Annotated in this window: 20 protein-coding genes; 10 read left to right on the plus strand and 10 right to left on the minus strand. The window is 73.0% G+C overall.

Annotated elements, in window-relative coordinates; genetic code table 11:
- The first annotated feature begins 182 nt into the window (after positions 1-182).
- A complete protein-coding gene (locus ACIBCA_RS22780) occupies positions 183-2,456 on the plus strand; it encodes a tetratricopeptide repeat protein (RefSeq protein WP_396284784.1) in 2,274 nt (757 codons plus the stop codon).
- Positions 2,457-2,556: 100 nt separating this feature from the next.
- Positions 2,557-3,819 (plus strand): alpha/beta hydrolase, encoded by a 1,263-nt coding sequence (locus ACIBCA_RS22785; protein WP_396284785.1) that lies wholly within the window; start codon positions 2,557-2,559, stop codon positions 3,817-3,819.
- Between the two features lie 502 nt (positions 3,820-4,321).
- Here the strand turns inward: ACIBCA_RS22785 and ACIBCA_RS22790 are convergent.
- Both ACIBCA_RS22790 and ACIBCA_RS22795 read right to left on the minus strand, forming a co-directional pair.
- Entirely contained in the window at positions 4,322-4,882 is a 561-nt protein-coding gene (locus ACIBCA_RS22790; RefSeq protein ID WP_396284786.1) for a hypothetical protein, read from the minus strand.
- Positions 4,883-5,069: 187 nt separating this feature from the next.
- Positions 5,070-5,966 (minus strand): LysR family transcriptional regulator, encoded by an 897-nt coding sequence (locus ACIBCA_RS22795; RefSeq protein WP_396285008.1) that lies wholly within the window; start codon positions 5,964-5,966, stop codon positions 5,070-5,072.
- A gap of 79 nt (positions 5,967-6,045) precedes the next feature.
- Here ACIBCA_RS22795 and ACIBCA_RS22800 point away from each other — a divergent pair, with 79 nt between their 5' ends.
- Positions 6,046-6,768 carry a hypothetical protein gene (locus tag ACIBCA_RS22800; protein WP_396284787.1) on the plus strand — a complete coding sequence of 241 codons (723 nt, stop codon included), beginning with the start codon at positions 6,046-6,048 and terminating at the stop codon, positions 6,766-6,768.
- A gap of 72 nt (positions 6,769-6,840) precedes the next feature.
- Here the strand turns inward: ACIBCA_RS22800 and ACIBCA_RS22805 are convergent, their stop codons facing one another.
- Positions 6,841-7,443: a GNAT family N-acetyltransferase gene (locus tag ACIBCA_RS22805; protein WP_396284788.1), complete on the minus strand. Its 603-nt coding sequence runs from the start codon at positions 7,441-7,443 to the stop codon at positions 6,841-6,843.
- A gap of 89 nt (positions 7,444-7,532) precedes the next feature.
- On the opposite strand from ACIBCA_RS22805, the gene ACIBCA_RS22810 reads away from it, so the two are divergent.
- Positions 7,533-8,729, plus strand: a complete 1,197-nt coding sequence (locus ACIBCA_RS22810; protein WP_396284789.1) for a sensor histidine kinase — start codon at positions 7,533-7,535, stop codon at positions 8,727-8,729.
- Here the strand turns inward: ACIBCA_RS22810 and coaE are convergent.
- Together coaE and ACIBCA_RS22820 are read right to left on the minus strand one after the other, a co-directional pair.
- A complete protein-coding gene (coaE, locus tag ACIBCA_RS22815) occupies positions 8,726-9,334 on the minus strand; it encodes a dephospho-CoA kinase (protein ID WP_396284790.1) in 609 nt (202 codons plus the stop codon). The two genes, ACIBCA_RS22810 and coaE, sit on opposite strands and share 4 nt — an antisense overlap.
- Before the next feature lie 32 nt (positions 9,335-9,366).
- A complete protein-coding gene (locus ACIBCA_RS22820; RefSeq protein WP_396284791.1) occupies positions 9,367-10,008 on the minus strand; it encodes an MBL fold metallo-hydrolase in 642 nt (213 codons plus the stop codon).
- 62 nt (positions 10,009-10,070) lie between these two features.
- Here ACIBCA_RS22820 and ACIBCA_RS22825 point away from each other — a divergent pair, with 62 nt between their 5' ends.
- The 3 genes from ACIBCA_RS22825 to ACIBCA_RS22835 all read left to right on the plus strand — a co-directional run bounded on the left by ACIBCA_RS22825 (position 10,071) and on the right by ACIBCA_RS22835 (position 12,235).
- Entirely contained in the window at positions 10,071-10,505 is a 435-nt protein-coding gene (locus tag ACIBCA_RS22825) for a MarR family winged helix-turn-helix transcriptional regulator (RefSeq protein ID WP_031068970.1), read from the plus strand.
- An 86-nt stretch (positions 10,506-10,591) separates the two neighbouring features.
- Positions 10,592-11,677 (plus strand): cell division protein ZapE, encoded by a 1,086-nt coding sequence (gene zapE / locus ACIBCA_RS22830; protein WP_396284792.1) that lies wholly within the window; start codon positions 10,592-10,594, stop codon positions 11,675-11,677.
- A 42-nt stretch (positions 11,678-11,719) separates the two neighbouring features.
- Complete coding sequence (locus tag ACIBCA_RS22835) at positions 11,720-12,235, plus strand: AAA family ATPase (protein ID WP_396284793.1); 516 nt, start codon at positions 11,720-11,722, stop codon at positions 12,233-12,235.
- A gap of 119 nt (positions 12,236-12,354) precedes the next feature.
- On the opposite strand, the gene ACIBCA_RS22840 is transcribed toward ACIBCA_RS22835, so the two are convergent.
- Positions 12,355-14,589 carry an MMPL family transporter gene (locus ACIBCA_RS22840; RefSeq protein WP_396284794.1) on the minus strand — a complete coding sequence of 745 codons (2,235 nt, stop codon included), beginning with the start codon at positions 14,587-14,589 and terminating at the stop codon, positions 12,355-12,357.
- Between the two features lie 226 nt (positions 14,590-14,815).
- On the minus strand, positions 14,816-16,306 hold the full coding sequence (gene rpsA / locus ACIBCA_RS22845) for a 30S ribosomal protein S1 (protein WP_396284795.1): 1,491 nt from the start codon (positions 16,304-16,306) through the stop codon (positions 14,816-14,818).
- Between the two features lie 415 nt (positions 16,307-16,721).
- Between rpsA and ACIBCA_RS22850 the strand changes: the two genes are divergently transcribed.
- Positions 16,722-17,588, plus strand: coding sequence for a class I SAM-dependent methyltransferase (locus tag ACIBCA_RS22850; RefSeq protein ID WP_396284796.1), 867 nt, complete (start codon positions 16,722-16,724; stop codon positions 17,586-17,588).
- Entirely contained in the window at positions 17,585-20,092 is a 2,508-nt protein-coding gene (hrpB, locus tag ACIBCA_RS22855; RefSeq protein WP_396284797.1) for an ATP-dependent helicase HrpB, read from the plus strand. Before ACIBCA_RS22850 ends, hrpB begins: the two co-directional genes overlap by 4 nt.
- Positions 20,093-20,119: 27 nt before the next feature.
- On the opposite strand, the gene ACIBCA_RS22860 is transcribed toward hrpB, so the two are convergent.
- The 3 genes from ACIBCA_RS22860 to ACIBCA_RS22870 form a co-directional block, all read right to left on the minus strand.
- Positions 20,120-20,581 (minus strand): NUDIX hydrolase, encoded by a 462-nt coding sequence (locus ACIBCA_RS22860; RefSeq protein ID WP_396285009.1) that lies wholly within the window; start codon positions 20,579-20,581, stop codon positions 20,120-20,122.
- A gap of 115 nt (positions 20,582-20,696) precedes the next feature.
- Positions 20,697-20,888, minus strand: coding sequence for a DUF397 domain-containing protein (locus ACIBCA_RS22865; RefSeq protein WP_396284798.1), 192 nt, complete (start codon positions 20,886-20,888; stop codon positions 20,697-20,699).
- A complete protein-coding gene (locus tag ACIBCA_RS22870) occupies positions 20,885-21,715 on the minus strand; it encodes a Scr1 family TA system antitoxin-like transcriptional regulator (protein ID WP_396284799.1) in 831 nt (276 codons plus the stop codon). Before ACIBCA_RS22870 ends, ACIBCA_RS22865 begins: the two co-directional genes overlap by 4 nt.
- 100 nt (positions 21,716-21,815) lie before the next feature.
- On the opposite strand from ACIBCA_RS22870, the gene ACIBCA_RS22875 reads away from it, so the two are divergent.
- Complete coding sequence (locus tag ACIBCA_RS22875; RefSeq protein WP_396284800.1) at positions 21,816-22,301, plus strand: ATP-binding protein; 486 nt, start codon at positions 21,816-21,818, stop codon at positions 22,299-22,301.
- The last annotated feature ends 12 nt before the right edge of the window (positions 22,302-22,313 follow it).

The raw sequence follows: 22,313 nt of genomic DNA on the forward strand, positions 1-22,313 counted from the left end.
AGGTGCCTCTGACATCTCCGTCGGTACGGCGGGCCCCAGGGCGGCGGGCAAGAATTTCAGTGACGGCGGGGTGGACCCGACTCGAACCCCTACGATCACTGACCGACATCGGAACTACTCGTCTAGCTCATGCCTTGGCAAAACCCCTTTCCCCACAGCCCAGTTGAGCTAGAAACGTACGCGTGGCGACCGACGAGAGCACGACGCGGCTGGGCAGCATCGTCCTCCCTCCCACCCCGCCCGTCGTCCTGACCTCACTGCCGCCGGACCCCTCCCCCTTCGTCGGCCGGTCCGCCGTCTTCGAGACCGTCCTCAGCGGCCTCACCCCCCGCAAGGCCCCCGCCAAGCCCGTCCGGCCGACCCGCGAGGCCGTCCGTGCCTGGCGGCGGTCCGTCGCGGAGTGGGAGCGCGGCAGCTTCCACACGTCGATCACCGGCCCGCCCGGCAGCGGCAGGACGGCCCTCGCCTTCCGCGTCGCGCGCGAGGCGCTCGCCCGGCGCTGGTACAGCCACGTCCTCTACCTGGATCTCCAGTACTCCCCGGCGCTGCCCCTCGCCGACTCCCTCGCCGCGCTCCTGCGCGCCCTGGGCGTCCGTCCCGAGGACGTGCCCGCCGCCGGCCCCGGGCTCGCGGCCCTCAACCGCTACCTCGACGTCCTGACGGGCCTGGCCCGGCGCGGGCAGCCGGTCCTCGTCATCCTCGACGGCGCCGACGCCCACCAGTTGGACCGCCTGTCGGCCCGGCATCCGCGCAACCACACCCTCGCCGTCAGCACCGCCGGCCGTCCCGTCCCCCTCCTCCGGCTCCAGGAGGACGACGCCCTCGCCCTTCTCCGGCCCGCGCTCCCCACCGCCGACCCCGATTCCCTCCGCGCCGTCGCCCGGGCCTGCGACCGGCAGCCGTCGGCCCTCCATCTCGCCGCCGCCCAGTTGGCCGCCGATCCCGCCCTCCTCGGGCGCCTCGGCAGGACGGCCGACGTCACCCGATTCGTCTACCGCCATCTGCCGCCCGCCCACGCCCGGCTGTTCCGTCTCGCCTCCCTCCACCTCGGCCCGTACCTGCGTGTCGGCGAGGCCGCCGCCCTCGCCCGCCTCACCGTCGCCGAGGCCGCCACCGCGCTGGAGGCCCTCACCGCCGCCCGCCTGCTCACCAAGTCCCGGGGCTCGTACCGCTACCAGCCCCACAGCCGCGACTACGCCCGCAAGCTCGCCCTGGACAAGGAAACCGACGACGCCCGCCGCGAGGCCGTCCAGCGCCTCCTCGACCACTACACCGGCTACACCGGCGCCGGCACCCGCGCCGAGGACGCCCGCACCCTCGCGGCGGCCGCCCGCCTCGCCTACGAGTCCGGCTTTCCCGACGACGCTTCCACCCTCACCCTCAGCGTCGCCACCCTGCTCGACGCCGACGCCCGCACCGCCCCCTCCGTCTGGTACGCCGTCCACCAGTTCGCCGCCCACTGCGCCGACATCGCCCGGGAGCACGCCCGTGCCGGCCGCCTGTGGCAGCGCCTCGGCCACCGGCGCAGCCGCGAGGGGAAGAAGGACACCGGGGCCGTCCTCGACTGCTACGGCCGAGCCGTCACCGCCTTCCGCGCCGCCGGTGAGAGCGCCGCCGCCCGTGCCGTCCTCGCCGACGTCCTGCGGGTCCTGCCGCAGTCCGAGGGCGCGCCGCCCATGGACGCCCGGTCGATGAGGGACTACGAACAGGCGGCGGACCTCCTCCGCAGGAGCGGGGAACCGGCCGCCCTGGCCGCCGTCCTCAGCAATCTGGGCAACAGCCGTCTCGGCCACAACCAGCCCGAGGAGGCGGAGAGTTGCCACACCGAGGCCCTGAGCATCCGCCGGAGCCTCGACGACGCAGCGGGCCTCGCCCGCTCGACGGCCAACCTCGGCAACGTGGCGTTCGGGCGTCACGAACCCGAGCAGGCCCTCTTCCTGTACCGGCGCGCCCTCGCCCTCTTCGAGGGCCTCGGCGACGCGTACGGGCAGGCCCGGACGCTGAGCAACATCGGCAGGGCCGAGGTCGAGGCGGAGCGCGGCCACCGGGCCCGCAAGGCGTGGCGGGCCGCCCGTGCCCTCTTCCGGGCCCACGGCCACGACCGGGAGGCCGAGAACCTCGGGCAGGCCCTCGGTGCGCCGGGCTGGCTGCGCCACGTCTCCGCCCGGCCGTGGACGCACCACCCGGACCTGTACGTGTTCCCCGACTCGCTGACCGACCTGGCCGCCTCGCTCGACGGTTCCCCTACCACCGAGCCGCCGAGCGCCCCTCGGGGCGCCACCTCCGGCCCGGCGCCGTACGGGGGCGCCCCCGAGCTCCCGGAGTTCGAGCGGATCGACCTGTCCCTCACCGACACCGTGCCGGACCTGGGCCACGACTACTCCACCGGGGACGACGACTTCTCCTACGCGGACGACTTCGACGACGACGGCCCCGACTACGACTGGGACGACTGACCGCCGGGAACCGGCGCCCCTCAGCGTTCTCCCAGGAACTCATCAGCTTCCGCCCGGCCCTTCACCGCCCTCTCATCTCCCGCCCCTACCGTCCCACCGCATGAACGTCTCCCTGCTCGACGGCTGGTTCCCCTGGACCGTCCAGGCCGCCGCCCTGGCCCTCCTCCTGGCCACCGTCGCCCGCCGGGACCGCCGCTGGCGCCTCAGGTGGGGGCCGATCGCCCTGGGTACGGCCGTGGCGCTCACCGCCGCGCTCGCCCTCGGGGTGCTCGCCTTCGCCGGGATCACCGACCCGATCCCCTTCGGCGTCTGGCTCTGGACCGGCGCGGCGCTCGCCGCGTTCACCGTGCTCGGTTTCGGCTGGCGCGGCGCCCGCTGGTGGCGCCGCGCCCTGGCCCCGCCCGCCGCGCTGCTGGCGCTGTTCTGCGCGGCGAACAGCGTGAACCTGGCCACCGGCTACTACCCGACCCTGGACGACGCCGTCGGCGAGCTGACCGGTCAGCCGCTGCCCGACCAGGTGACCGTGGCGCAGGTCGCCTCGATCCACGGCCGGACGAAGACCGGCCGCATCGTCCAGGTCGACATCCCCGACACGGCCAGCGGCTTCGCCCACCGCCAGGAGCTGGTCTACCTCCCCCCGGCCTGGTTCCGCAGCCTGACCAGGCCCAAGCTGCCCGTCCTGGAGATGATCGGCGGCGAGTTCGCGGCGCCCGACAACTGGGTCCGCTCCGGGGACGCCGTCCGGACGGCCGACGCGTACGCCGCCACGCACAACGGGTTCGCCCCGATCCTGGTGTTCGTCGACGCGACGGGCGGCTTCAAGGTGGACACCGAGTGCGTGGACGGCCCGCACGGCAACTCCGAGAGCCATCTCGTCAAGGACGTGCCGCCGTACATCGAGAAGACGTTCAACGCCGCCACCGACCCGCACAAGTGGGGCGTGGCCGGCTGGTCCATGGGCGGCACCTGCGCCTTCGACCTCGCCGTCGAACACCCCACCGTCTTCGCGCACTTCGGCGACTTCTCCGGCGACAAGGGCCCGTACATCGGCGACAGGGAGCGCACCGTCCAGGAGCTGTACGGGGGCGACGAGAGTGCCTGGGCGGCGCACGACCCGCTCACCGTCCTGGCCCACCACCCCAAGTACCAGGGCGTGTCGGGCTACTTCGGGCAGGGCGACCAGGAGCACGGCCAGATCGAGGCCGCGAAGGCGCTGGACACGGCCGCGCGCCGGGACGGCATCCGCACCACCACCGGCAGCGTCGCGGGCGGCAGGCACACCTGGCAGACGGGCTCGGCGCTGTTCGCCCAGGCCCTGCCCTGGCTCGCGCAGCAGCTCGGGGTGCCGGGCGCCCGTGCGTAACGACTCGGGTCTGGCGAATCCTTGGTGTCGGGCACGGTCCACGCCCGACCGGTGACCGTGCCCGCGCGCCCGCACCGGGCATGAACGGCCGCCAGCCTCCGCGCCCTTGACCGTGGTGCACCGTCACCGGCAGCACCACCGGTCACTCCCGCCCCTGACGTCTCACACACATCTTCGACACCATGCCCCTGCAACTGCATATGCCGATCCGTCGACCAGTGGAAATCCCGCTTTGCTCCCAGCCTCCGGGTGACATAGGTTTTCGACCGCCGTCGAACTGGACGTCCCCGGCCGGCCCGCACCACAGGCCCCGGACGCCCCGTCGACACGCACACCCGGGGGAAGGAACAGCCATGCCCAGCTTGAGGCGCCGTCAGCCGACGGCCGGCCTCGCCGAGGCCATGGCCCAGGACTCCCCCGCACAGACGGCCGGTCGGCCCGTCCGGCACAGGGGACCGGACGGACCGACCGGCTCAGCACGCAGCGGCGCCCAGAAGGCTGCCTACAGGCCCAGGCGGCTGAGCGCCGTGGTCCAGTCGCTCGCGATGGCGCTGCGCGCCGAGTTCAGGCTGACCTGGCCGCTGCACACGGCCTTCTTGAGCTTGTTCTCCACGGAGTCCTTGCTCTGCGCCGGCTCGTTGCCGTAACGCGGCTCGGGCCACAGGTTGCGCGGGTCGCGCGGGGCGCCGCCGAGCTCCAGCGGGACGAGGTGGTCCTCCTCGTAGTCCGAGGGGTTGGTGTCGGCGTAGCCGTACTCGGCGATCTGCTGCGCCTTCAGCTTGTTGGTGTAGCTCACCGGCGGGCGCACGGTGGCCGTCCAGCCGGAGACGCAGATGGTCTTGCCGATCGTCGCCTGGGTGACGTCCGGGTTGTACGCACCGGGGGTGCAGCGCGCGTCGGGCAGCGGGAGGCGCGCACGCGAACAACTCGCCGCGACCGTCGAGCCCTTGGTGGGCTTGCTCTTCGCGGGGGCGGCCTGCGCGGTGCCGCCGGCGAGCCCGGCGAGGGCCAGGCCCAGGACGGTCGCCGAGGCGACGACGGTGAAGCGCTGACGGTTCATCATGGTGGCGGCTCTCCCGGACCGGCCCGGCCGTGGCGCCGGGCGACTGCACCCCATCACAGCACCGGGCGAGCGACGGATGTCAGGCCCCGGACGTGAACGCCTCATGTCCACGTGTACACAACAGCAGGCTTCGCCCGTCCGTCAGTTCGGCCCTCGGTCGGGTCGCCAGCCGCCCGTCAGCCGTCCGTCAGCCGCCCGCCGGCTGGGCCGCCAGGTGGACCGCCAGCACCGCCGCCGGGCCCTCCGGGAGGCTGCCGTGCACGAGTTCCGTACGGTGCACCAGGCGCGGCGCCGTCACCGGCACGCCGACCACGCCGGGCGCCTCCTCCAGGACGGGCCGGGGCAGCAGTGCCAGGCCGTGCCCGGCGGCGACGAGGGCGAGCAGCCCGCGCACGTCGGTGCCCCGGTAGCGGGTGGCGGCGCGGAAGCCGTCCACGCCGGTGACGGCCCGCAGCCGGGTGCCCGTGGGGGCCAGGTCGGGGGCGTCCAGCCAGCGGGCGGTGGACAGGTCGGCGAGGGCGAGGCCCGGGCGCCCGGCCAGCGGGTGCCCGGCGGGCAGGGCGACGGCGACCGGCCGCTCGTCGACGGCGACGGTGGTGAGCGGGCCGACCTCGGGCAACGGCAGCGGGTCGCTGGGCGCGGCGAGGCCGTCGATCAGTGCGAGGTCGACCTCCCCTGTGGCGACCTGGGCGGGCAGCACGTCCTGGCCGAGCACCCGTACGTCCGGTTCCGTCCTCGGATACGCGCGGCGCACCTCGCCGAGCGCGCGCCCCAGGGACGCCCCGACCGCCAGCGGGGTCGCACCGACCACCAGGCGGGCGCCCGAGGCGCCCGCCAGGCGTGCGATGTCGGCGCGCGCCGCCGCCAGCCGTACGAGCAGCGGCGCGGCGTGTTCCAGCAGCCGCTGCCCCGCGGGGGTCGGGCCGACGGGGCGGCGCACCAGCAGGGGCGCGCCGAGGTCCGCCTCCAGGGAGGCGATCTGCTGGGAGACGGCGGACTGGGTGTAGCCGAGCTCCCGGGCGGCCTCGGAGAACGAGGCGAGGCGGACGACGGTGACGAAGGTGCGCAGCTGCTGCGGGTCCACGGCGGTCATCAACCGATCTGATCGAAGCGTAAGAAATCATCGTTGGCGCTGATCCCTGGTGCGGGGTCAGGATAGCCGCATGACCTACACCACCCCTCGCCTCGCCCTGGTCGGCGACCGCTCCCCGGCCGTCCGCTCCCACGCCCGCATCCCCGGGCTGCTCGGCGCCCTCGCCGAACAGGACCAGCTCGTCCTGGACGCCTACTGGATCCCCACCCCGGACGCCGAGGCACCCGGCGCGCTCGACGGCTTCGACGCGATCTGGCTGCTGCCCGGCAGCCCGTACGCCAGCGAGGCCGGCGCCCTGGCCGCCATCCGCACGGCCCGCGAGCACGGCATCCCCTTCCTCGGCACCTGCGCCGGGTTCCAGCACGCGCTGCTGGAGTACGCCCGCAACGTGTGCGGCCTGACCGACGCCGTCCACGCCGAGCAGGAGCCCGACCGCGAGGAGCGGCTGATCGCCCCACTGGCCTGCTCGCTGGTCGGCCACGAGGGCGCCGTCGAGATCACCCCCGACAGCCTCGCCTCGCGGGCCTTCGGCGCCACCCGCTCCCAGGAGCGCTACCACTGCGCGTACGGGCTCAACGCCGCGTACCTGGACGTGCTGCGCGCGGGCGGGCTGCGGATCACCGGCACGGACGAGGCGGGCGAGGTCCGCATCGTGGAGCTGCCGGAGCACCCGTTCTTCCTCGCGACGCTGTTCCAGCCGGAGCTGGCGGGGGACGGGACGCGGGCGCACTCGGCGATCCGCGCGCTGGCGGGAGCCGCGGTGGCCCGGGCGGCGGCGAAGGCCACCGTCTGAAGGCCACCGGCTCCCCCCGGCCTGTCCCGGCTCCCCTTGGCTCCCCTTGGCTCCTCTGGGCTCCTCAGCCGGTCAGAACGGCAGCGACCGAAGCCGCACCGGCCCCTCCGGCCAGGTGGCTCCCTGGGCCAGCGGCGCCCACATGGTGCGCAGCGGCATCTCCACCAGCCGCCCCTCGGGCTGCTCGACGGTGACGGCCTCCACCACCTCGCGGAAACCCAGGCTCCGGTAGAGGGCGACCTTCTGCGGGCGGCAGAACAGCAGCGCGTAGCGGACGCCGAGGCCGCGCGCGTGGTCGAGCGCGGCGGTGACGACCGTTCCGGCGAGGCCCTGGCCGCGCCTCGCCGGGGCCACGCACACCCCGCCGACACCCATCGCCTCCAGGTCGGTGCCGCCCACGGTCAGCGTCACCGGGCGCAGTCCGGTGTGGGCGACGAGTCGGCCGCCTTCGGCGCGGACGCCGAAGTGGATCTCCTTGGGCAGGAACGTCATCCCGAGGTGGGCGACGCCGTACGCGTCCGGGTCCGGGCCGAGGATCTCCTCCTGCTCGGGCTTGCCGTACTGCGCCAGCAGCTCGGCTCCGGGGCCCGCTCCGGTTCCGGGGGCAGAAGCAGCTCCGGTTCCGGCCTCGGCTCCGGCTCCGGCTCCGGCGATGGCAAAGTCATGATCGTTCATGCCGCCATGCTCCCCTCTCCCCCGGCCCGGTGACCACCCCTTTCCCGGCCACCGGATCCCCCGCCGAAGGCTTGTGCAAGCATGCCCCCATGCGCCGGCCCCTCGCTCCGTCCACCGACGATCTCACCCTCCCGCCCCCGCTACCGCGCCAACTGCCGCCCCTGATCACCGTCCTGGCGCCCACCGCGATGGTGCTGCTGATGCTCGTCCCGCTCGCCACGCACGATCCGGACATAGGGCCGACCACCTCGCGCTCGCTCAACGCCGCCCTGATGACGGCCGGCGCGCTCGCGCTCGTCCTGCGGCGCCGGTGGCCGGAGGCCGTCGCCGTGTTCACCCTGGCCGGTGGCCAACTCCCGCTCGCCTTCGCGCTCTACGCCCTCACCGCCCTGCGCGGCCGCAGCCCGGTGGCGTACGGCCTGGCGGCCCTCGCCGTGGTGCGGCTGCTCGGGCCGTTCGACCTCGACGACCTGGCCGGGATCTCCCAGCTCGCCAACCTGATCGAGGACCCGCTGGTCTTCGGCGCCGTCCCGATCACCCTGGGCCTCACCGCGCACCAGCGCGCCCGCACCGTCTCCGTGCTCGCCGAGCACAACCGGCTGCTGGCCGAACGCAACCGCCTGCTGGAGGAGCGCAACCAGCTGCTGGAGGAGGCCCGGCTGCACGCCGAGGAGCGGGCGGCGGCGGCCGAACGGGCCCGGCTCGCCCGGGAGATGCACGACGTGGTGTCCAACCGGGTGTCGCTGATCACCCTGCACGCGGGCGGCGCCCAGCTCGCGCAGACGCGGGACCCGCAGGCCGTCGGGGAGACCCTCGGGCTGATCCGCACCCTCGGGTTGCAGGCGCTGACCGAACTGCGGGGACTGCTCGGGGTGTTGACCCCGCCGTCGGAGGACGGCCCCTCCCTGCGCGGGCTGCCAGCCCTGGTGGAGGAGTCCCGACAGGCGGGCCTGGCCGTGGAGTTGAGCGTCACCGGTACGGCGGAGGCCGGACCGGCCGTGCAGTACGCGGCGTACCGGATCGTCCAGGAGGCGCTGACCAACGCGCACAAGCACGCATCGGCCGCCGAGGTCGCCGTCAGCGTGGAGGCCGTGGCGGACGGGCTGCGCCTGGCGGTGGTCAACTCGACCGCCTCCAGGGGTACTTCGGACGCGGCGGCGCTGCCCTCGGGCGGGCACGGGCTGGACGGCATGCGCACCCGCGCCGCCGACCTCGGCGGCACCCTGGACGCCGGGCCGACCCCGGACGGCGGATTCGCCGTCCGGGCCCGGCTACCTCTCGCCTAACCTTGCTCGCGCTGGGCCCGCTGGGCCAGTTGCGCCCACACCTCGTCGACCCGCGCCGACAGCCCCTCCAGCGGACCGCTGTTGTCGATCACCAGGTCCGCGACGGCCAGCCGGTCGGCCCGGGTGGCCTGCGCGGCCATCCGGGCCCGGGCCTCCTCCTCGGTCATGCCGCGCAGCCGCACCAGCCGGTCGATCCGCACCTCGTCCTCGGCGTCGACCACCACCACCAGGTCGTACAGCGGCGCGAGCCCGTTCTCCGCGAGCAGCGGCACGTCGTGCACGACGACGGCGTCCGGAGCGGCGGAGGCCTCCAGCTCGGCGGAGCGGGTTCGCACCAGCGGGTGGACGATCGCGTTGAGCGCCTTGAGTCGCTCGGGGTCGGCGAAGACGACCGCCCCGAGCGCCGGGCGGTCGAGCGCGCCGTCCTCCCGCAGCACCTGCGGGCCGAACTCGGCGACCACGGCCGCCAGGCCGTCCGTCCCCGGCTCGACCACCTCGCGGGCGATGACGTCGGAGTCGACGATCACCGCGCCCCGGGCGGCGAACAGCCGCGACACCTCGCTCTTGCCCGCGCCGATGCCACCCGTCAGTCCGATCTTCAGCATGGCGCCAGGCTACCGGCGCCGTGGATCGGCGGTCAGCCCAGCTCCAGGCTCTCCCCCTCCCCCAGGACCGTCAGCTCCGCCCCCGCGCCCGGGCCCTCCGGCCCGACCAGCCGGGTCTGCACGGCGAAGCCCAGCGGGCTGAGCACCGCCTCGTGCACCGGCACCGCCCGGCGCGGGCCCGCCTCGCGGACGTAGTCGACGACCTCGGCCGCCTTGGTCCACGGCGCCGCGATCGGCAGCAGCAGGGTGTCGACGGTGTGCGGCGGCAGGGTGAAGGAGTCTCCGGGGTGGAAGAGCCGGCCGTCGAAGAGGAAGCCGGTGTTGCGCACCCGGGGGATGTCGGGGTGGATCTCGGCGTGCCACTCGCCGTGCACGGAGACGCCGATGGCCCCGAGCTCGAAGGCGTCGCCCTCGCCGACGACGGTGACGCGCCGCGCCACGCCCTCCAGCTGCGCGGCGACGGCGGTGTTGGTCCACACCCGCAGCGCCGGGTCGGCGTCCAGGGCGGCGCGCAGCCGGGACTCCTCGAAGTGGTCGAAGTGCTCGTGGGTGATGAGGACGGCGTCGGCGCCCGCGAATGCGGACGGGTCGCTGAACGCGCCGGGGTCGACGACGACGGTGGTGCCGGCGTGCTCGATGCGGACGCACGCGTGTCCGAACTTGGTGATTCGCATGCTCCAAACCATACAGCAATGCTGTACAGCTTCGCTGCATATCTATTGGCTAGACTGGAGCCATGCCCGACGACGCGACCCCCCACCCGGACACCCTGGACCTCGCCGCCGACCTCCGCGCCTGCCTCGGCACCCTGGTCCGCTCCCTGCGCGACAGCGACGAGCTGCCGCAGAACCAGGCCGCCGTCCTCGGCCGGCTGGTCCGCGACGAGCGCCCGTACACCGTCGCCGAACTCGCCGACCGCCAGCGGGTGCGCCACCAGTCGATGGCCCGCACCGTCGCCCTGATGACCGAGGCCGGACTCGTCGTCCAGCAGCCCCACCCCACCGACGGCCGCAAGCAGCTGATCGCCGCCACCGAGGCCGGGCACACCGCCCTCCTCGACCAGCGCTCCCGCCGCGAGCACCAGCTCGCCACCGCCATCGAGGCCCGGCTCAGCCCCGCCGACCAGGAGCGCCTGCGCGAGATGATCACCCTCCTCGGCCGCCTGTCCTGAGCCGCCCGTCCGAGCCACCTGCCCCCTCACTCAAGATCAACACCCGGCGGAACCGGCGCTTCCACCCCCTGCTAAGGTCCAGCGACGTGACGGACCGGGCAGAACGGCAGCACCAGGCCATGCGCGAGCACTTCCGCCGCGCCGCCGAGCGGCGCGGGTTCACCCTCGCCCCGGCCCAGCAGGCCGCCGCCGAGCGGCTCGCCCGCCTCGCGGGCGAACTGGCCCGCCCCGCCTGGCGCCTGCGCCGCCCGCCGCGCCACCTCTACCTGTGGGGGCCGGTCGGGCGCGGCAAGAGCTGGCTCGTCGACACCTTCCTCGACGGCCTGCCCACCCCGCGCAAGCGCCGGCTGCACTTCCACGACTTCTTCCGCCGCCTCCACGAGGGCGTCGCCCACCACGGCTCCCCGGGCGCCACGGCCCCGGACGCCTCCGCCGTCGACCGCGCCGTGGACGACCTGCTCGGCGACTGCCGGCTCCTGGTCTTCGACGAGTTCCACGCCCACGACGCCGGCGACGCGATGCTCATGGCCCGCCTGCTGCGCACCCTGCTGGAACGCCGGATCACCCTGATCACCACGTCCAACTACCCGCCCGCGGGCCTGCTGCCCGACCCGATCCACCACCACCTCTTCGAGCCGACCATCGAGCTCATCGAGGAGCGGATGGACGTCCTCGACGTCGCCGGCCCGGTCGACTTCCGCCGCCTCGCCCCGGCAGGACCCCACCCCGAGGCACCCGCCCCGCGCTTCACCACCGGCGCCGTCCTGCGCCCCGGCCAGGAACCGGCCGCCGGGCTGACCCCGCCCGCCCCCGAGGAGGCCACCCCCGTACGGGCCCACCTGCGCGAGCTGCCCGCCCGGGCCGTACGCGAGGGCCTGGTCTGGTTCTCCTTCGAGGCGCTGTGCGAGGGCCGCACCTCCGTCCCCGACTACCTCGCTCTCGCCGACCGCTTCCCCACCCTCGTCCTGGACGGCGTCCCGCCGCTCGCCGAGGTTGGTCCGGACGGCCGCCAGCGCTTCGCCAACCTGGTGGACGTCTGCTGCGACCGCGACCTCCGGCTCGTCCTGATCGGCGCCGACCCGATGACGGGCCTGGACCCCGGCTCCCCGCTCCAGCGCGACCTGGACCGCACCGCCAGCCGCCTCGCCCTGCTCCGGGCAGCCTGCCCGTAACCGCCTGTTCCGCGCGCCGGGCCCTGCGGCAGGATGGACCGCGTGCTCATCGTCCTCGGCGGCCTGCCCGCCACCGGAAAGACCACCCTGGCCCGCGCCCTCGCCCGCCGCACCGGCGCCGTCCACCTGCGGGTCGACACCATCGAGCAGGCCCTGCTGGACTCCGGAGAACTCGCCGCACCCCTCGGCCCGGTCGGCTACGTCGTCGCCCACGCCCTGGCCGGGGAACACCTGCGCCAAGGCCTGACCGTGGTCGCCGAGTCCGTCAACCCGCTCGCCGTCACCCGCGACGCCTGGCGCGCCGTCGCCGCACGGGCCGGGGCACGCTGCCTGGAGGCCGAGACGGTCTGCTCCGACCCGGCCGAGCACCGCCGCCGCGCCGAGCAGCGCACCGTCGACGTCCCCGGCCTCGTGCTCCCGGACTGGACGGCCGTCACCACCCGCCCGTACGAGCCCTGGGACCGCGACCACCTCGTCCTCGACACCGCCCACCGCTCGATCGAGGACTGCGCGGCCGAACTGTTCGCCGCTGTTCGGGCGCTGGAACTACCGCAGTAGTGCCACTACGTGCGTAGTGGCACTACGCACGTAGTGCACCCGTACGGGTGACGGCGGCACTACCCGAGTAGTGGCACTACTCCAGTAGTGCCACTACTCGGGTAGTGCCCGCCGCCTCCTCAGACCTCCACCAGGTCCTTCGCCGGACGCTGCGCCGGAATCGCCGCCGCCCCGCCCTCGCCCCCCAGCTCCGGCAGCTCCACGTGCTCGCTCAGCCCGAAGCGCCGGTGCAGTCGCCGCAGCGGGGCCGGGGCCCACCAGTTGAACTCGCCGAAGAACGTCATCGCCGCCGGCACCAGCAGGGAGCGCACCAGGGTGGCGTCCACCGCCACGGCCACGGCCAGGGCGATGCCCATCTGCTTGACCATCAGCATGTCCCCGGCCGCGAAGCCCGCGAAGACGATCACCATCAGCAGGGCCGCCGAGGTGATGATCCGACCGCTGCGTTGCAGCCCCAGCTCCACCGCGCGCCGGCAGCCGTAGCCGCGCGCGTGCAGTTCCTTGATCCGGGCGAGCAGGAACACCTCGTAGTCCATCGAAAGCCCGAACGCGAAGGCGAACACCAGCACCGGGATGAACGTCTCCAGCCCGCCCGTCGGGCTGAACCCGAGCAGCCCGCTGAACCAGCCGTCCTGGAACACCAGCGTCAGCGCGCCGAGCGAGGCGCCCAGCGAGAGCAGGTTCATCAGCAGGGCCTTGACGGGCATCACCACCGAGCCCGTCATCAGGAAGAGCAGCACCAGCGTCCCGGCCGCGACCAGCCCCAGCGCCCAGGGGCCGCGCGAGGACAGCTCGTCCTGGAAGTCCACCACCGAGGCCGCGCCGCCGGTGACGTACGTGGTCAGCCCGCCCCGGTGCTCCCGCAGCTCGTCCACCACCCGCTTGGCTCCGGCGCCCTGCGGATCCCCGGGCACCAGCACGTCCACGGTCGACACCGAGTCGCTCACCGGCGTCACCGCCCGCACCCCGCTGACCCCGGGCAGCTCGGCGACCACGTCGTCCGCGTACGCCTGGGCCGCCTGCGCCCCGCCTTCGACCACCACGGTGATCGGCGCGGCGGCCGCCTGCGGAAAGCGCTGGTCGACGGTCTCGGCGACCTGCCGCCCCGCCGAGGAGGCGGGCAGCACCGCGGCGCCGGAGCTGCGCATCTCGGCGTGGAAGAACGGCGCCCCGGCCGCCATCAGCAGCGCGACGCAGGCAAGCGAGACGGGCACGGCCCGCTTGCTCACCCGCCGCACCGTCCGGCTGAAGAAGCCCTCGTCCGAGACGGGCTTGGCCGGGGCCTTGATCCTGGAGCCGGCGAAGCCGAGCAGCGCGGGGATGAGGGTCAGCGCGGCGGCCACGGCGATCACGACGACGCTGACGCCCGCCGCGGCCACCGCCCCGAGCACCGGGCTGGTGAAGACGAACAGGCCGGAGAGCGCCACGGCCACGGTCAGTCCGGAGAAGGCGACGGTCCGTCCGGCGGTCGCGGCGGTCCGCTCGACGGCGGCGGCGATGCCCGCGCCGTGGCCCCGTTCCTCGCGGAAACGATTCACCATGAGCAGCGCGTAGTCGATGGAGAGCCCGAGCCCGAGCACGGTGGCGATCGGCAGCACGCTGGTGTCGATGTCCATGATCCGGCTGAACCCGAACATCGCCAGCAGGGCCCCGCCCACCGAGGCGACCGCCCCGATCACCGGCAGCGAGGCCGCCGCGAGGCCGCCGAAGACGAGCACCATCACGACCAGGGTCAGCGGCAGGGTCACCATCTCGCCGAAGCGGGTGTCCCGCTCGGTCTGCTTCTTGACCTCCTGCTGGAGCACCAGGTCCCCGCCGACGGTCACGTGCGCGCCGCCCGCGCCGTCCAGCGCCGCCAGCCGCGCGGTGACGGCGTCGGTCTGCGCGGTGGTGGCGCCGTCCGCCATCCGTACGGTCAGCAGGCCGGCCGCGCCGTCGGCGGAGCGCAGGGCGGCGGGGGCCGGCCCGGTCCCGTACGCGTCGAGTGCGGAGGAGACGCCGGGCAGGCCCGTGATCTCGGCGGTCGCCTTCTCCACGGCCGCGCGCACGGCGGGGTCGCTCAGCGGCTTGCCGGCCTGCTTGCCGTCCACGACCGCGGTGACGGTGCCCTCGGACGGGTCGGCCGCGGCGGTGACGGCGGCGCCCCGGTCGGCCTCGGAGCTGGCGGAGGAGGCCCCGGCCACCGACCCCTCGAACACCCGGCCGCCGATCAGCACGCCGGCGACCAGGACGACGGCCCAGAAGCCGAGCACCCAGCGGCGGTGGCGGAAGCAGAACCGGCCGATCGCCGCGAGGCGGCCGCCGACCACGGCGCCGACCACGGCGGCGGGGGCGGCGGAGGAGGGGTTGCGCATGAGGAGCCTTTCGGGCAGTTCACCTCAATGTAGGTGGAACCGAACTCCCGACCTAGAGAAGGGCGATGAGCCTCATGTCACACTTTCCTTCACATAAACCACACATAAGAAAACCGGGAAAACGAAAACCGGGAAAACGAAAAGGGGCCCCACTCGGACCGAAGTCCGAATGGGGCCCCTCCCCTAGCTATCAGCAGACGCTGTCAGCGAGCGGGAAGCGAGAGCCTCAGCTCTGGCCGCCGGCCAGCTTCTCGCGCAGGGCGGCCAGGGCCTCGTCGGAGGCCAGGGCGCCGGCACCCTCGTCGCTGGAGGACGAGTACGAGCCACCCGCGGCGGCGGCGACGGCGTCGCCACCCTCCTCAGCGGCCTGGGCGTCGGCCTCGCGGCTCTTGATGACCTGGGCCTGGTGCTGCTCGAAGCGGGTCTGCGCCTCGGCGTACTGGCGCTCCCACTCCTCACGCTGCTTCTCGAAGCCGGACAGCCAGTCGTTCGCCTCGGGGTCGAAGCCCTCCGGGTAGATGTAGTTGCCCTGGTCGTCGTACGAGGCGGCCATGCCGTACAGGGTCGGGTCGAACTCGACCTCGGCCGGGTTGGCACCCAGGGCCTCGTTGGCCTGCTTGAGCGACAGGCTGATGCGACGACGCTCGAGGTCGATGTCGATGACCTTGACGAAGATCTCGTCGCCGACCTGGACGACCTGCTCCGGGATCTCGACGTGGCGCTCGGCCAGCTCGGAGATGTGGACCAGACCCTCGATGCCCTCGTCCACGCGGACGAACGCACCGAACGGAACCAGCTTGGTGACCTTACCCGGAACGACCTGGCCGATCTGGTGGGTACGGGCGAACTGCTGCCACGGGTCCTCCTGGGTCGCCTTCAGCGACAGGGAGACACGCTCGCGGTCCATGTCGACGTCGAGAACCTCGACGGTGACCTCCTGGCCGACCTCGACAACCTCGGACGGGTGGTCGATGTGCTTCCAGGACAGCTCGGAGACGTGCACGAGGCCGTCGACGCCACCCAGGTCCACGAAGGCACCGAAGTTGACGATCGAGGAGACGACGCCGGAGCGCACCTGGCCCTTCTGCAGGGTGGTGAGGAAGGTCTGGCGGACCTCGCTCTGGGTCTGCTCCAGCCAGGCACGGCGGGACAGGACCACGTTGTTGCGGTTCTTGTCCAGCTCGATGATCTTGGCCTCGAGCTCCTTGCCCACGTAGGGCTGGAGGTCGCGGACGCGGCGCATCTCGACGAGCGAGGCCGGCAGGAAGCCACGGAGGCCGATGTCGAGGATGAGACCACCCTTGACGACCTCGATGACGGTACCGGTGACGATGCCGTCCTCTTCCTTGATCTTCTCGATCGTGCCCCAGGCACGCTCGTACTGAGCGCGCTTCTTGGACAGGATGAGACGACCCTCCTTGTCCTCCTTCTGGAGAACCAGGGCCTCGATGTTGTCACCGACGGCGACGACCTCGTGCGGGTCAACGTCGTGCTTGATCGAGAGCTCGCGGGACGGGATGACGCCCTCGGTCTTGTAACCGATGTCGAGGAGGACCTCGTCACGGTCGACCTTCACGATGACGCCCTCGACGATGTCGCCATCGTTGAAGTACTTGATGGTCTCGTCGATGGCGGCGAGGAACGCCTCCGCGTCGCCGATGTCGTTGACCGCGACCTGCGGGGTGGTGCTGAGGGAGGAGTCGGTGGGGCTCGTCATTAGGAAAAGGGCTCCGGTACGGACATGAAGTCGTAGGTAATGCCACGCGGAGGGCCCGTATCGCTCCCACCGAAAGCCGGACAGCCAAGAAAACGGCACACCGGGGTCTTCGCCATAGCGAGAACCGGCGTCCGTCTTGCGACCGTGGGGTCTTCGACAGAATGCGAGCGCGACCTGCTCCGTCCGAGGCGCGCAGGCCCGCAGCGCAACTTGTAGCATACGGGGACGGCCGGGCACGGTCAATGCCGAAGGTCGGCAAGACGGTGGAGCCCGGTACGGATCAGGCCATATCCTCCGATGGCGCACCTTGCGGCGACGCCCTGGAGGGGCCCTTTCCCCGGATGCCACCACCAGGACTCCGACCCTCACGGGCCGGGTCGCGGCAGCGGCGCTTCCGCAGACCACACCCTACGCGATGGGCATTATCACCGTGGCCACCACCCCCCAGCCCGAACTCCCGTCCGAGTTCCGTGATCTTGACGACGACGGCGACGACGCGGTACGGCGGCAGGCCGGAGCCGGTGAGAGCAGCCGTGCGAGCCGGCACTGGTGGGACCGCAACGCCGACGAATACCAGGACGAGCACGGGGAGTTCCTCGGCGACGACCGCTTCACCTGGTGCCCCGAGGGCCTCGACGAATCCTCCGCGCACCTGCTGGGCCCCGTCGAGGGCAAGGACGTCCTGGAGATCGGCGCCGGCGCCGCCCAGTGCTCGCGGTGGCTGCGCGCCCAGGGCGCCCGGCCCGTCGCCCTCGACATCTCCCACCGCCAGCTCCAGCACTCCCTGCGCATCGACCTCGCGCGGGGCGTCACGCCCGTCGCGGTGGTCCAGGCCGACGCGGCGGTGCTGCCGTTCGCCTCGGAGTCCTTCGACATCGCCTGCTCCGCGTACGGGGCCGTGCCCTTCAGCGCCGACACCGCCGCCCTGATGCGCGAGGTGCACCGGGTGCTGCGGCCCGGCGGGCGGTGGGTGTTCTCGGTGACCCACCCGATCCGCTGGGCGTTCCCCGACGAGCCGGGGGTCGAGGGGCTCACGGTGCTCTCCTCCTACTTCGACCGCACCCCGTACGTGGAGGAGGACGAGCAGGGGCGCGCCAGCTACGTCGAGCACCACCGAACCGTCGGGGACCGGGTGCGGGAGCTCGTCGGCGCCGGGTTCCGGCTGGTCGACCTCGTCGAGCCCGAGTGGCCCGAGGGGCTGGAGCAGGAGTGGGGCGGCTGGTCCCCGCTGCGCGGGCGGCTCCTCCCGGGGACGGCGATCTTCGTGGCGGAGCGTCCGTGAACCCTGCGTGGCGCTCACTGCCCGTCCGCGACGCCCTGCCCGCGCTGCACGAGGCGCTGGACTCGCGCGGCGTCGCCGTGCTCGCGGCGCCGCCCGGGACGGGCAAGACCACGCTCGTACCGCTGGCCCTGGCGGGGCTGCTCTCCGGCGGGCCCGTACGGCGGGTACTGGTCGCCGAACCGCGCCGCCTCGCCGTCCGGGCCGCCGCCCGGCGGATGGCCTGGCTGCTCGGCTCCTCCGTCGGGCGCGAGGTCGGGTACACCGTGCGCGGGGACCGTAAGGTCGGGCCCTCGACCGTCATCGAGGTGGTCACGACGGGCGTGCTGCTGCAACGGCTCCAACGGGACCAGGAGTTGCCGGGCGTCGACGTCGTCGTCCTCGACGAGTACCACGAACGCCACCTCGACGCCGACACCGCGCTCGCCTTCCTCCTCGACGTACGGGCGGCGCTGCGGCCCGAACTGCGGCTCGTCTGCGCCTCGGCCACCTCCGACACCGCCGCCTGGGCCGAACTCCTCGGCGGGGCACCGGTGGTGGAGGCGCACGGGGTGTCCCACCCGGTGGACGTGGTGTGGGCACCGCCCACGCGGGCGGTGCGGCCCGCGCACGGGACGCGGGTGGACTACGCGCTGCTCGACCACGTCGCCTCGGTGGTGCGGCGGGCGTTGGGCGAATGCTCCGGCGACGTGCTCTGCTTCCTCCCCGGCGTCGGCGAGATCGCCCGCGTGGCCGGGCAGTTGTCCGACCTCCCCTACGACGTCCTCCAACTCCACGGCCGCGCCCCGCAGTCCGTCCAGGACGCCGCCCTCGCCCCGTCGGCCTCCCGCCGGGTCGTCCTCTCCACCGCCGTCGCCGAGTCCTCCCTCACCGTCCCGGGCGTACGGGTCGTCGTCGACGCGGGCCTCGCCCGCGAACCCCGCACCGACCACGCCCGCGGCCTCTCCTCCCTCGTCACCGTCCGCGCCTCCCTCGCCGCCGCCCGCCAACGCGCCGGCCGCGCCGGCCGCGAGGCCCCCGGCGCGGTCTACCGCTGCTGGCACGAGGCCGAGGACGCCCGCGCCGCCCGCTTCCCCACCCCCGAGATCGCCCTCGCCGACCTCACCCCCTTCGCCCTCCAGGCCGCCTGCTGGGGCGACCCCGACGCCGCCGGCCTCGCCCTGCCCGACGCCCCGCCCGCCGGAGCCATGGCCGCCGCCCGGCAGACCCTGCTCGCCCTCGGCGCCGTCACCCCGGACGGGCGTGCCACCGCGCGCGGCGTCCGCCTCGCCCGTACGGGGCTGCACCCCCGCCTCGCCCGGGCCCTGCTCGACGGGGCCCCCGCCGTCGGATCCCGCCGCGCCGCCGAAGTCGTCGCGCTCCTCTCCGAGGAACCCCCGCGTGCGCTGGGCGACGACCTCGGGGCGGTCTGGCGTACGGTCCGCTCCTCCAACGACCCCTACGCGGGCCGCTGGCGCGACGAAGTCCGCCGCCTTCTCCGCGCCACCTCCGACGAGCCGGCCACCTCTCTCCCCGACCCCACCGCCGCCGGACTGGTCGTCGCCCTCGCCTTCCCCGAACGCATCGCCCGCGCCCGCGTCGACAAGCCCGCCCCCGGCGAGCGCAGCCCCTACCTCATGGCCTCCGGCACCGCCGCCGAACTCCCCCCGGACACCCGGCTCGGTGCCCTCCCCTGGCTCGCCGTGGCCGTCGCCGACCGCCCGGCGGGATCGCCGTCCGCCCGCATCCGCCACGCGGCCGCACTCGACGAGGACACCGCCCGCCTCGCCGGAGCACCCCTCCTCACGCAGCGCGCCGAAGTCCAATGGGACCCCCGGCGCGGGGACGTCGTCTCCCGTCAGGTCGACTCCCTGGGCGCCGTCGAACTCTCCTCCTCCCCGCTCAACCGCCCCGACCCGGCCCAGATCCGCGAGGCCCTCCTCGACGGCCTCACCCGCGAAGGCGTCAGCACCCTCCTGACCTTCCCCAGCAACCTCCGCGAGCGCCTGGCATTCCTCCACACCACCCTCGGCGCCCCCTGGCCCGACGTCTCCGACGCCGCCCTCCTGGCCCGAGCCGACGAGTGGCTAGAACCCGAACTCTCCCGCGCCCGCCGCCGCTCCGACCTCACCCGCATAGACACGACGTCGGCGCTCCAACGCCTCCTCCCCTGGACCACCGGAGAAGCAGGCCGCCTGGACGAACTGGCCCCCGAGCGCATCACCGTCCCCACCGGCTCCAAGATCCGCCTCGACTACACCACCAACCCCCCGGTCCTGGCCGTGAAGTTGCAGGAACTCTTCGGCTGGACCACCACCCCCACCCTCGCCAACGGCCGCGTCCCGCTGACCATCCACCTCCTCTCCCCCGCCGGCCGCCCCACAGCAGTGACCAGCGACCTCGCCTCCTTCTGGCACACCGGCTACAAAGCCGTCCGCGCAGATCTCAGGGGCCGCTACCCCCGCCACCCCTGGCCCGAAGACCCGACAACAGCCGAACCCACCCGCCGCACCAACGCGAGGAAGTAGCAGCGGGGCCTCGAACAGCCGCCGTTGTCACAGCAGGTGCCTGCCGTCATGTGTTCGGACGCTTGGCGCGGCGTCATCCCGTAGCCCGTCCAGGACACGTACGGCGTAGACCTCGGCCATTCGATCGGAGACCTCGTCCGGCGTGAGCCAGGCGACCTCGACCGACTCCTCCGAGAGGCGCATCGCCTCGCTCTCCGGCCGGCAACGAAAGACGAGGGCGACGATCCCCCGACTCACGTTCTTGTAGACGCCGGTCAGCCGCTCGACGCCGACCTTGATCCCGGTCTCCTCGTAGACCTCGCGGCACACCCCGTCCTCGACGGACTCGTCCAGCTCCAGGACGCCACCCGGCGGCTCCCAAGTCCCGTTGTCAGCCCGCCGAATCGCCGACACGCGGCCGTCCTCCCGCACCACCACCCCGGCGACGGACACTGAGTGGAGCGGCGTTGACCGGGACTTCTCCGCGCTGTTGCTCATGCGCAGGAGGATAGGAGCTCGACGTTGGACGACGAGCTCGGAGACGTTCGTCTGGAGGATGTAGCAGCGCAGAAGGCCCCGCTGCTCATCGGTGAGCAGCGGGGTCTCAAGCAAGTCGCGTCCTTCGTCAGATGGCGCCGAACTCGCCGGCCTGTACAGCGGTCACGAACGCCTGCCACGCGTTGGCGGGGAAGGCCAGGGCGGGACCCTCAGGGTCCTTGGAGTCACGAACGGGGACGACACCGGGCACGCTGTTGGATACCTCGATGCACTGTCCACCGTTGCTGCTGTAGCTGGACTTGAACCAGTCGAGGGTCATAGTTGCCTCCGTACCTCGCGGATCATCGCCACCGAGTCCGCCTGTGATAGAGCATGCGTTTGAAGCTGATAGTAGGCCGCCAACTCGGCCGTCACCGCGCCGCTGTCCCGCTCCAAACGTCCCTGGTGCGCACTCTCGGCATACGAGATCAGCGATCGATCCGGCAGCGTCAGAATGGACACCGGAAGGTCGAACGCCCTGTCCTCGCCGAGCAGGAACGGGGCGACCTGGAGCCTCACGTTGGGCTCGCCGGCGAAGCCGACGAGATGGTCCAGCTGCGCCGCCATCACCGCAGCCCCGCCCACGATCCGGCGAATGCAGCTCTCGTCCATGACCACGTGAATCATCGGCGGCGGCTCCCGGTAGACGCCAACCTGGCGGTTTATGAGGACACGCACCCGCTCATCAGCCTGCTCCTTGGTGATGGCCCTCCGACGCACAGCGCCCGCCGCGATGGCGGTTGCGTAATCCCTCGTCTGCAGAAGCCCCGGCACGATTCCCACCTCGAAGAGCCTCAGTTCGACAGCCCGACGCTCTTGGGTGACGAACTCACCGAACCCTTCCAGCAGGGCGCTGTGCTTGACACCACTTGCCCGCTGCTTGAACGTGCCCGCCTGCGATGTGCCGAACGCCCTGTCAAGTGCTGTCGACATTCGTTGAGTTGGTCTTCTGCGACCATTTTCGAGAGCGGAGATGTGGGACGACGTGCAACCGGCCAGCTCTGCAAGCTGTTCCTGGATCCAGCCTCGCTGCTCGCGAAACTCACGAAGGAATGCCCCGAACTCAGCCGCAGGGGATGCCTGCGGATCAAGTTCCCGCTTGTTCACGGCGGTTCACCCCACCAATCAAACAATGGCGACAAGTTGAACAGCTCCGAAGCCTAGAGGAAAGTGAGCACCCCGGGTAGTCGTAGCGCTACGGATCGGAGTGACGCTGCGCATGGCGCGATTCGCGCGCTACCCCGCGCTCCCCCACCTGCCCCTGAGGAACTTCGCCATGCTCAAAACCTGCTGCCGCCCCCGCGAGTTCGCCGCCCGCCTCGACTCCTGTGTCGAATCCACGCCCCAGGCCCGGTGCTTGCTCCGGGCTTACCTGTCCGGGCCCCCCTCCGGTAACTGCTACCGCGATGTTGCCGAGCTCCTGCTCGGCGAGCTGTTCGCCAACGCGGTCCAGCACTCCGACGCCCCCGATGACCGCCGCATCGAGATCCGTATCTCCCTCACCGGGGACCTCCTCCGGCTCGAAGTGCACGACGCCAGCTCCGGTCGCCCCACCCTCCGGCCGTCGAACCCCGACGACGAGTGCGGGCGTGGGCTGTTCCTCGTCAACGAGCTCTCCGAGCGCTGGGGGTGCTGCCCCCGGGTCGGTGGCATCGGGAAGTTTGTCTGGGCGACCATCGCCCCCGCTGCCTGAGGGGCGACACCG

Origin of the sequence: Kitasatospora sp. NPDC051170, assembly GCF_044455705.1 — a bacterium.
In the GTDB taxonomy this organism is placed as follows: domain Bacteria; phylum Actinomycetota; class Actinomycetes; order Streptomycetales; family Streptomycetaceae; genus Kitasatospora.

Bases quoted from the DNA above. Each gene is read 5' to 3' on its own strand.
- ACIBCA_RS22785 (WP_396284785.1), top strand. From the start codon at position 2,557: ATGAACGTCTCCCTGCTCGACGGCTGGTTCCCCTGGACCGTCCAGGCC.
- ACIBCA_RS22790 (WP_396284786.1), bottom strand. From the start codon at position 4,882: ATGATGAACCGTCAGCGCTTCACCGTCGTCGCCTCGGCGACCGTCCTG.
- ACIBCA_RS22800 (WP_396284787.1), top strand. From the start codon at position 6,046: ATGACCTACACCACCCCTCGCCTCGCCCTGGTCGGCGACCGCTCCCCG.
- ACIBCA_RS22805 (WP_396284788.1), bottom strand. From the start codon at position 7,443: ATGAACGATCATGACTTTGCCATCGCCGGAGCCGGAGCCGGAGCCGAG.
- ACIBCA_RS22810 (WP_396284789.1), top strand. From the start codon at position 7,533: ATGCGCCGGCCCCTCGCTCCGTCCACCGACGATCTCACCCTCCCGCCC.
- coaE (WP_396284790.1), bottom strand. From the start codon at position 9,334: ATGCTGAAGATCGGACTGACGGGTGGCATCGGCGCGGGCAAGAGCGAG.
- ACIBCA_RS22820 (WP_396284791.1), bottom strand. From the start codon at position 10,008: ATGCGAATCACCAAGTTCGGACACGCGTGCGTCCGCATCGAGCACGCC.
- ACIBCA_RS22825 (WP_031068970.1), top strand. From the start codon at position 10,071: ATGCCCGACGACGCGACCCCCCACCCGGACACCCTGGACCTCGCCGCC.
- ACIBCA_RS22840 (WP_396284794.1), bottom strand. From the start codon at position 14,589: ATGCGCAACCCCTCCTCCGCCGCCCCCGCCGCCGTGGTCGGCGCCGTG.
- rpsA (WP_396284795.1), bottom strand. From the start codon at position 16,306: ATGACGAGCCCCACCGACTCCTCCCTCAGCACCACCCCGCAGGTCGCG.
- ACIBCA_RS22850 (WP_396284796.1), top strand. From the start codon at position 16,722: ATGGGCATTATCACCGTGGCCACCACCCCCCAGCCCGAACTCCCGTCC.
- ACIBCA_RS22865 (WP_396284798.1), bottom strand. From the start codon at position 20,888: ATGACCCTCGACTGGTTCAAGTCCAGCTACAGCAGCAACGGTGGACAG.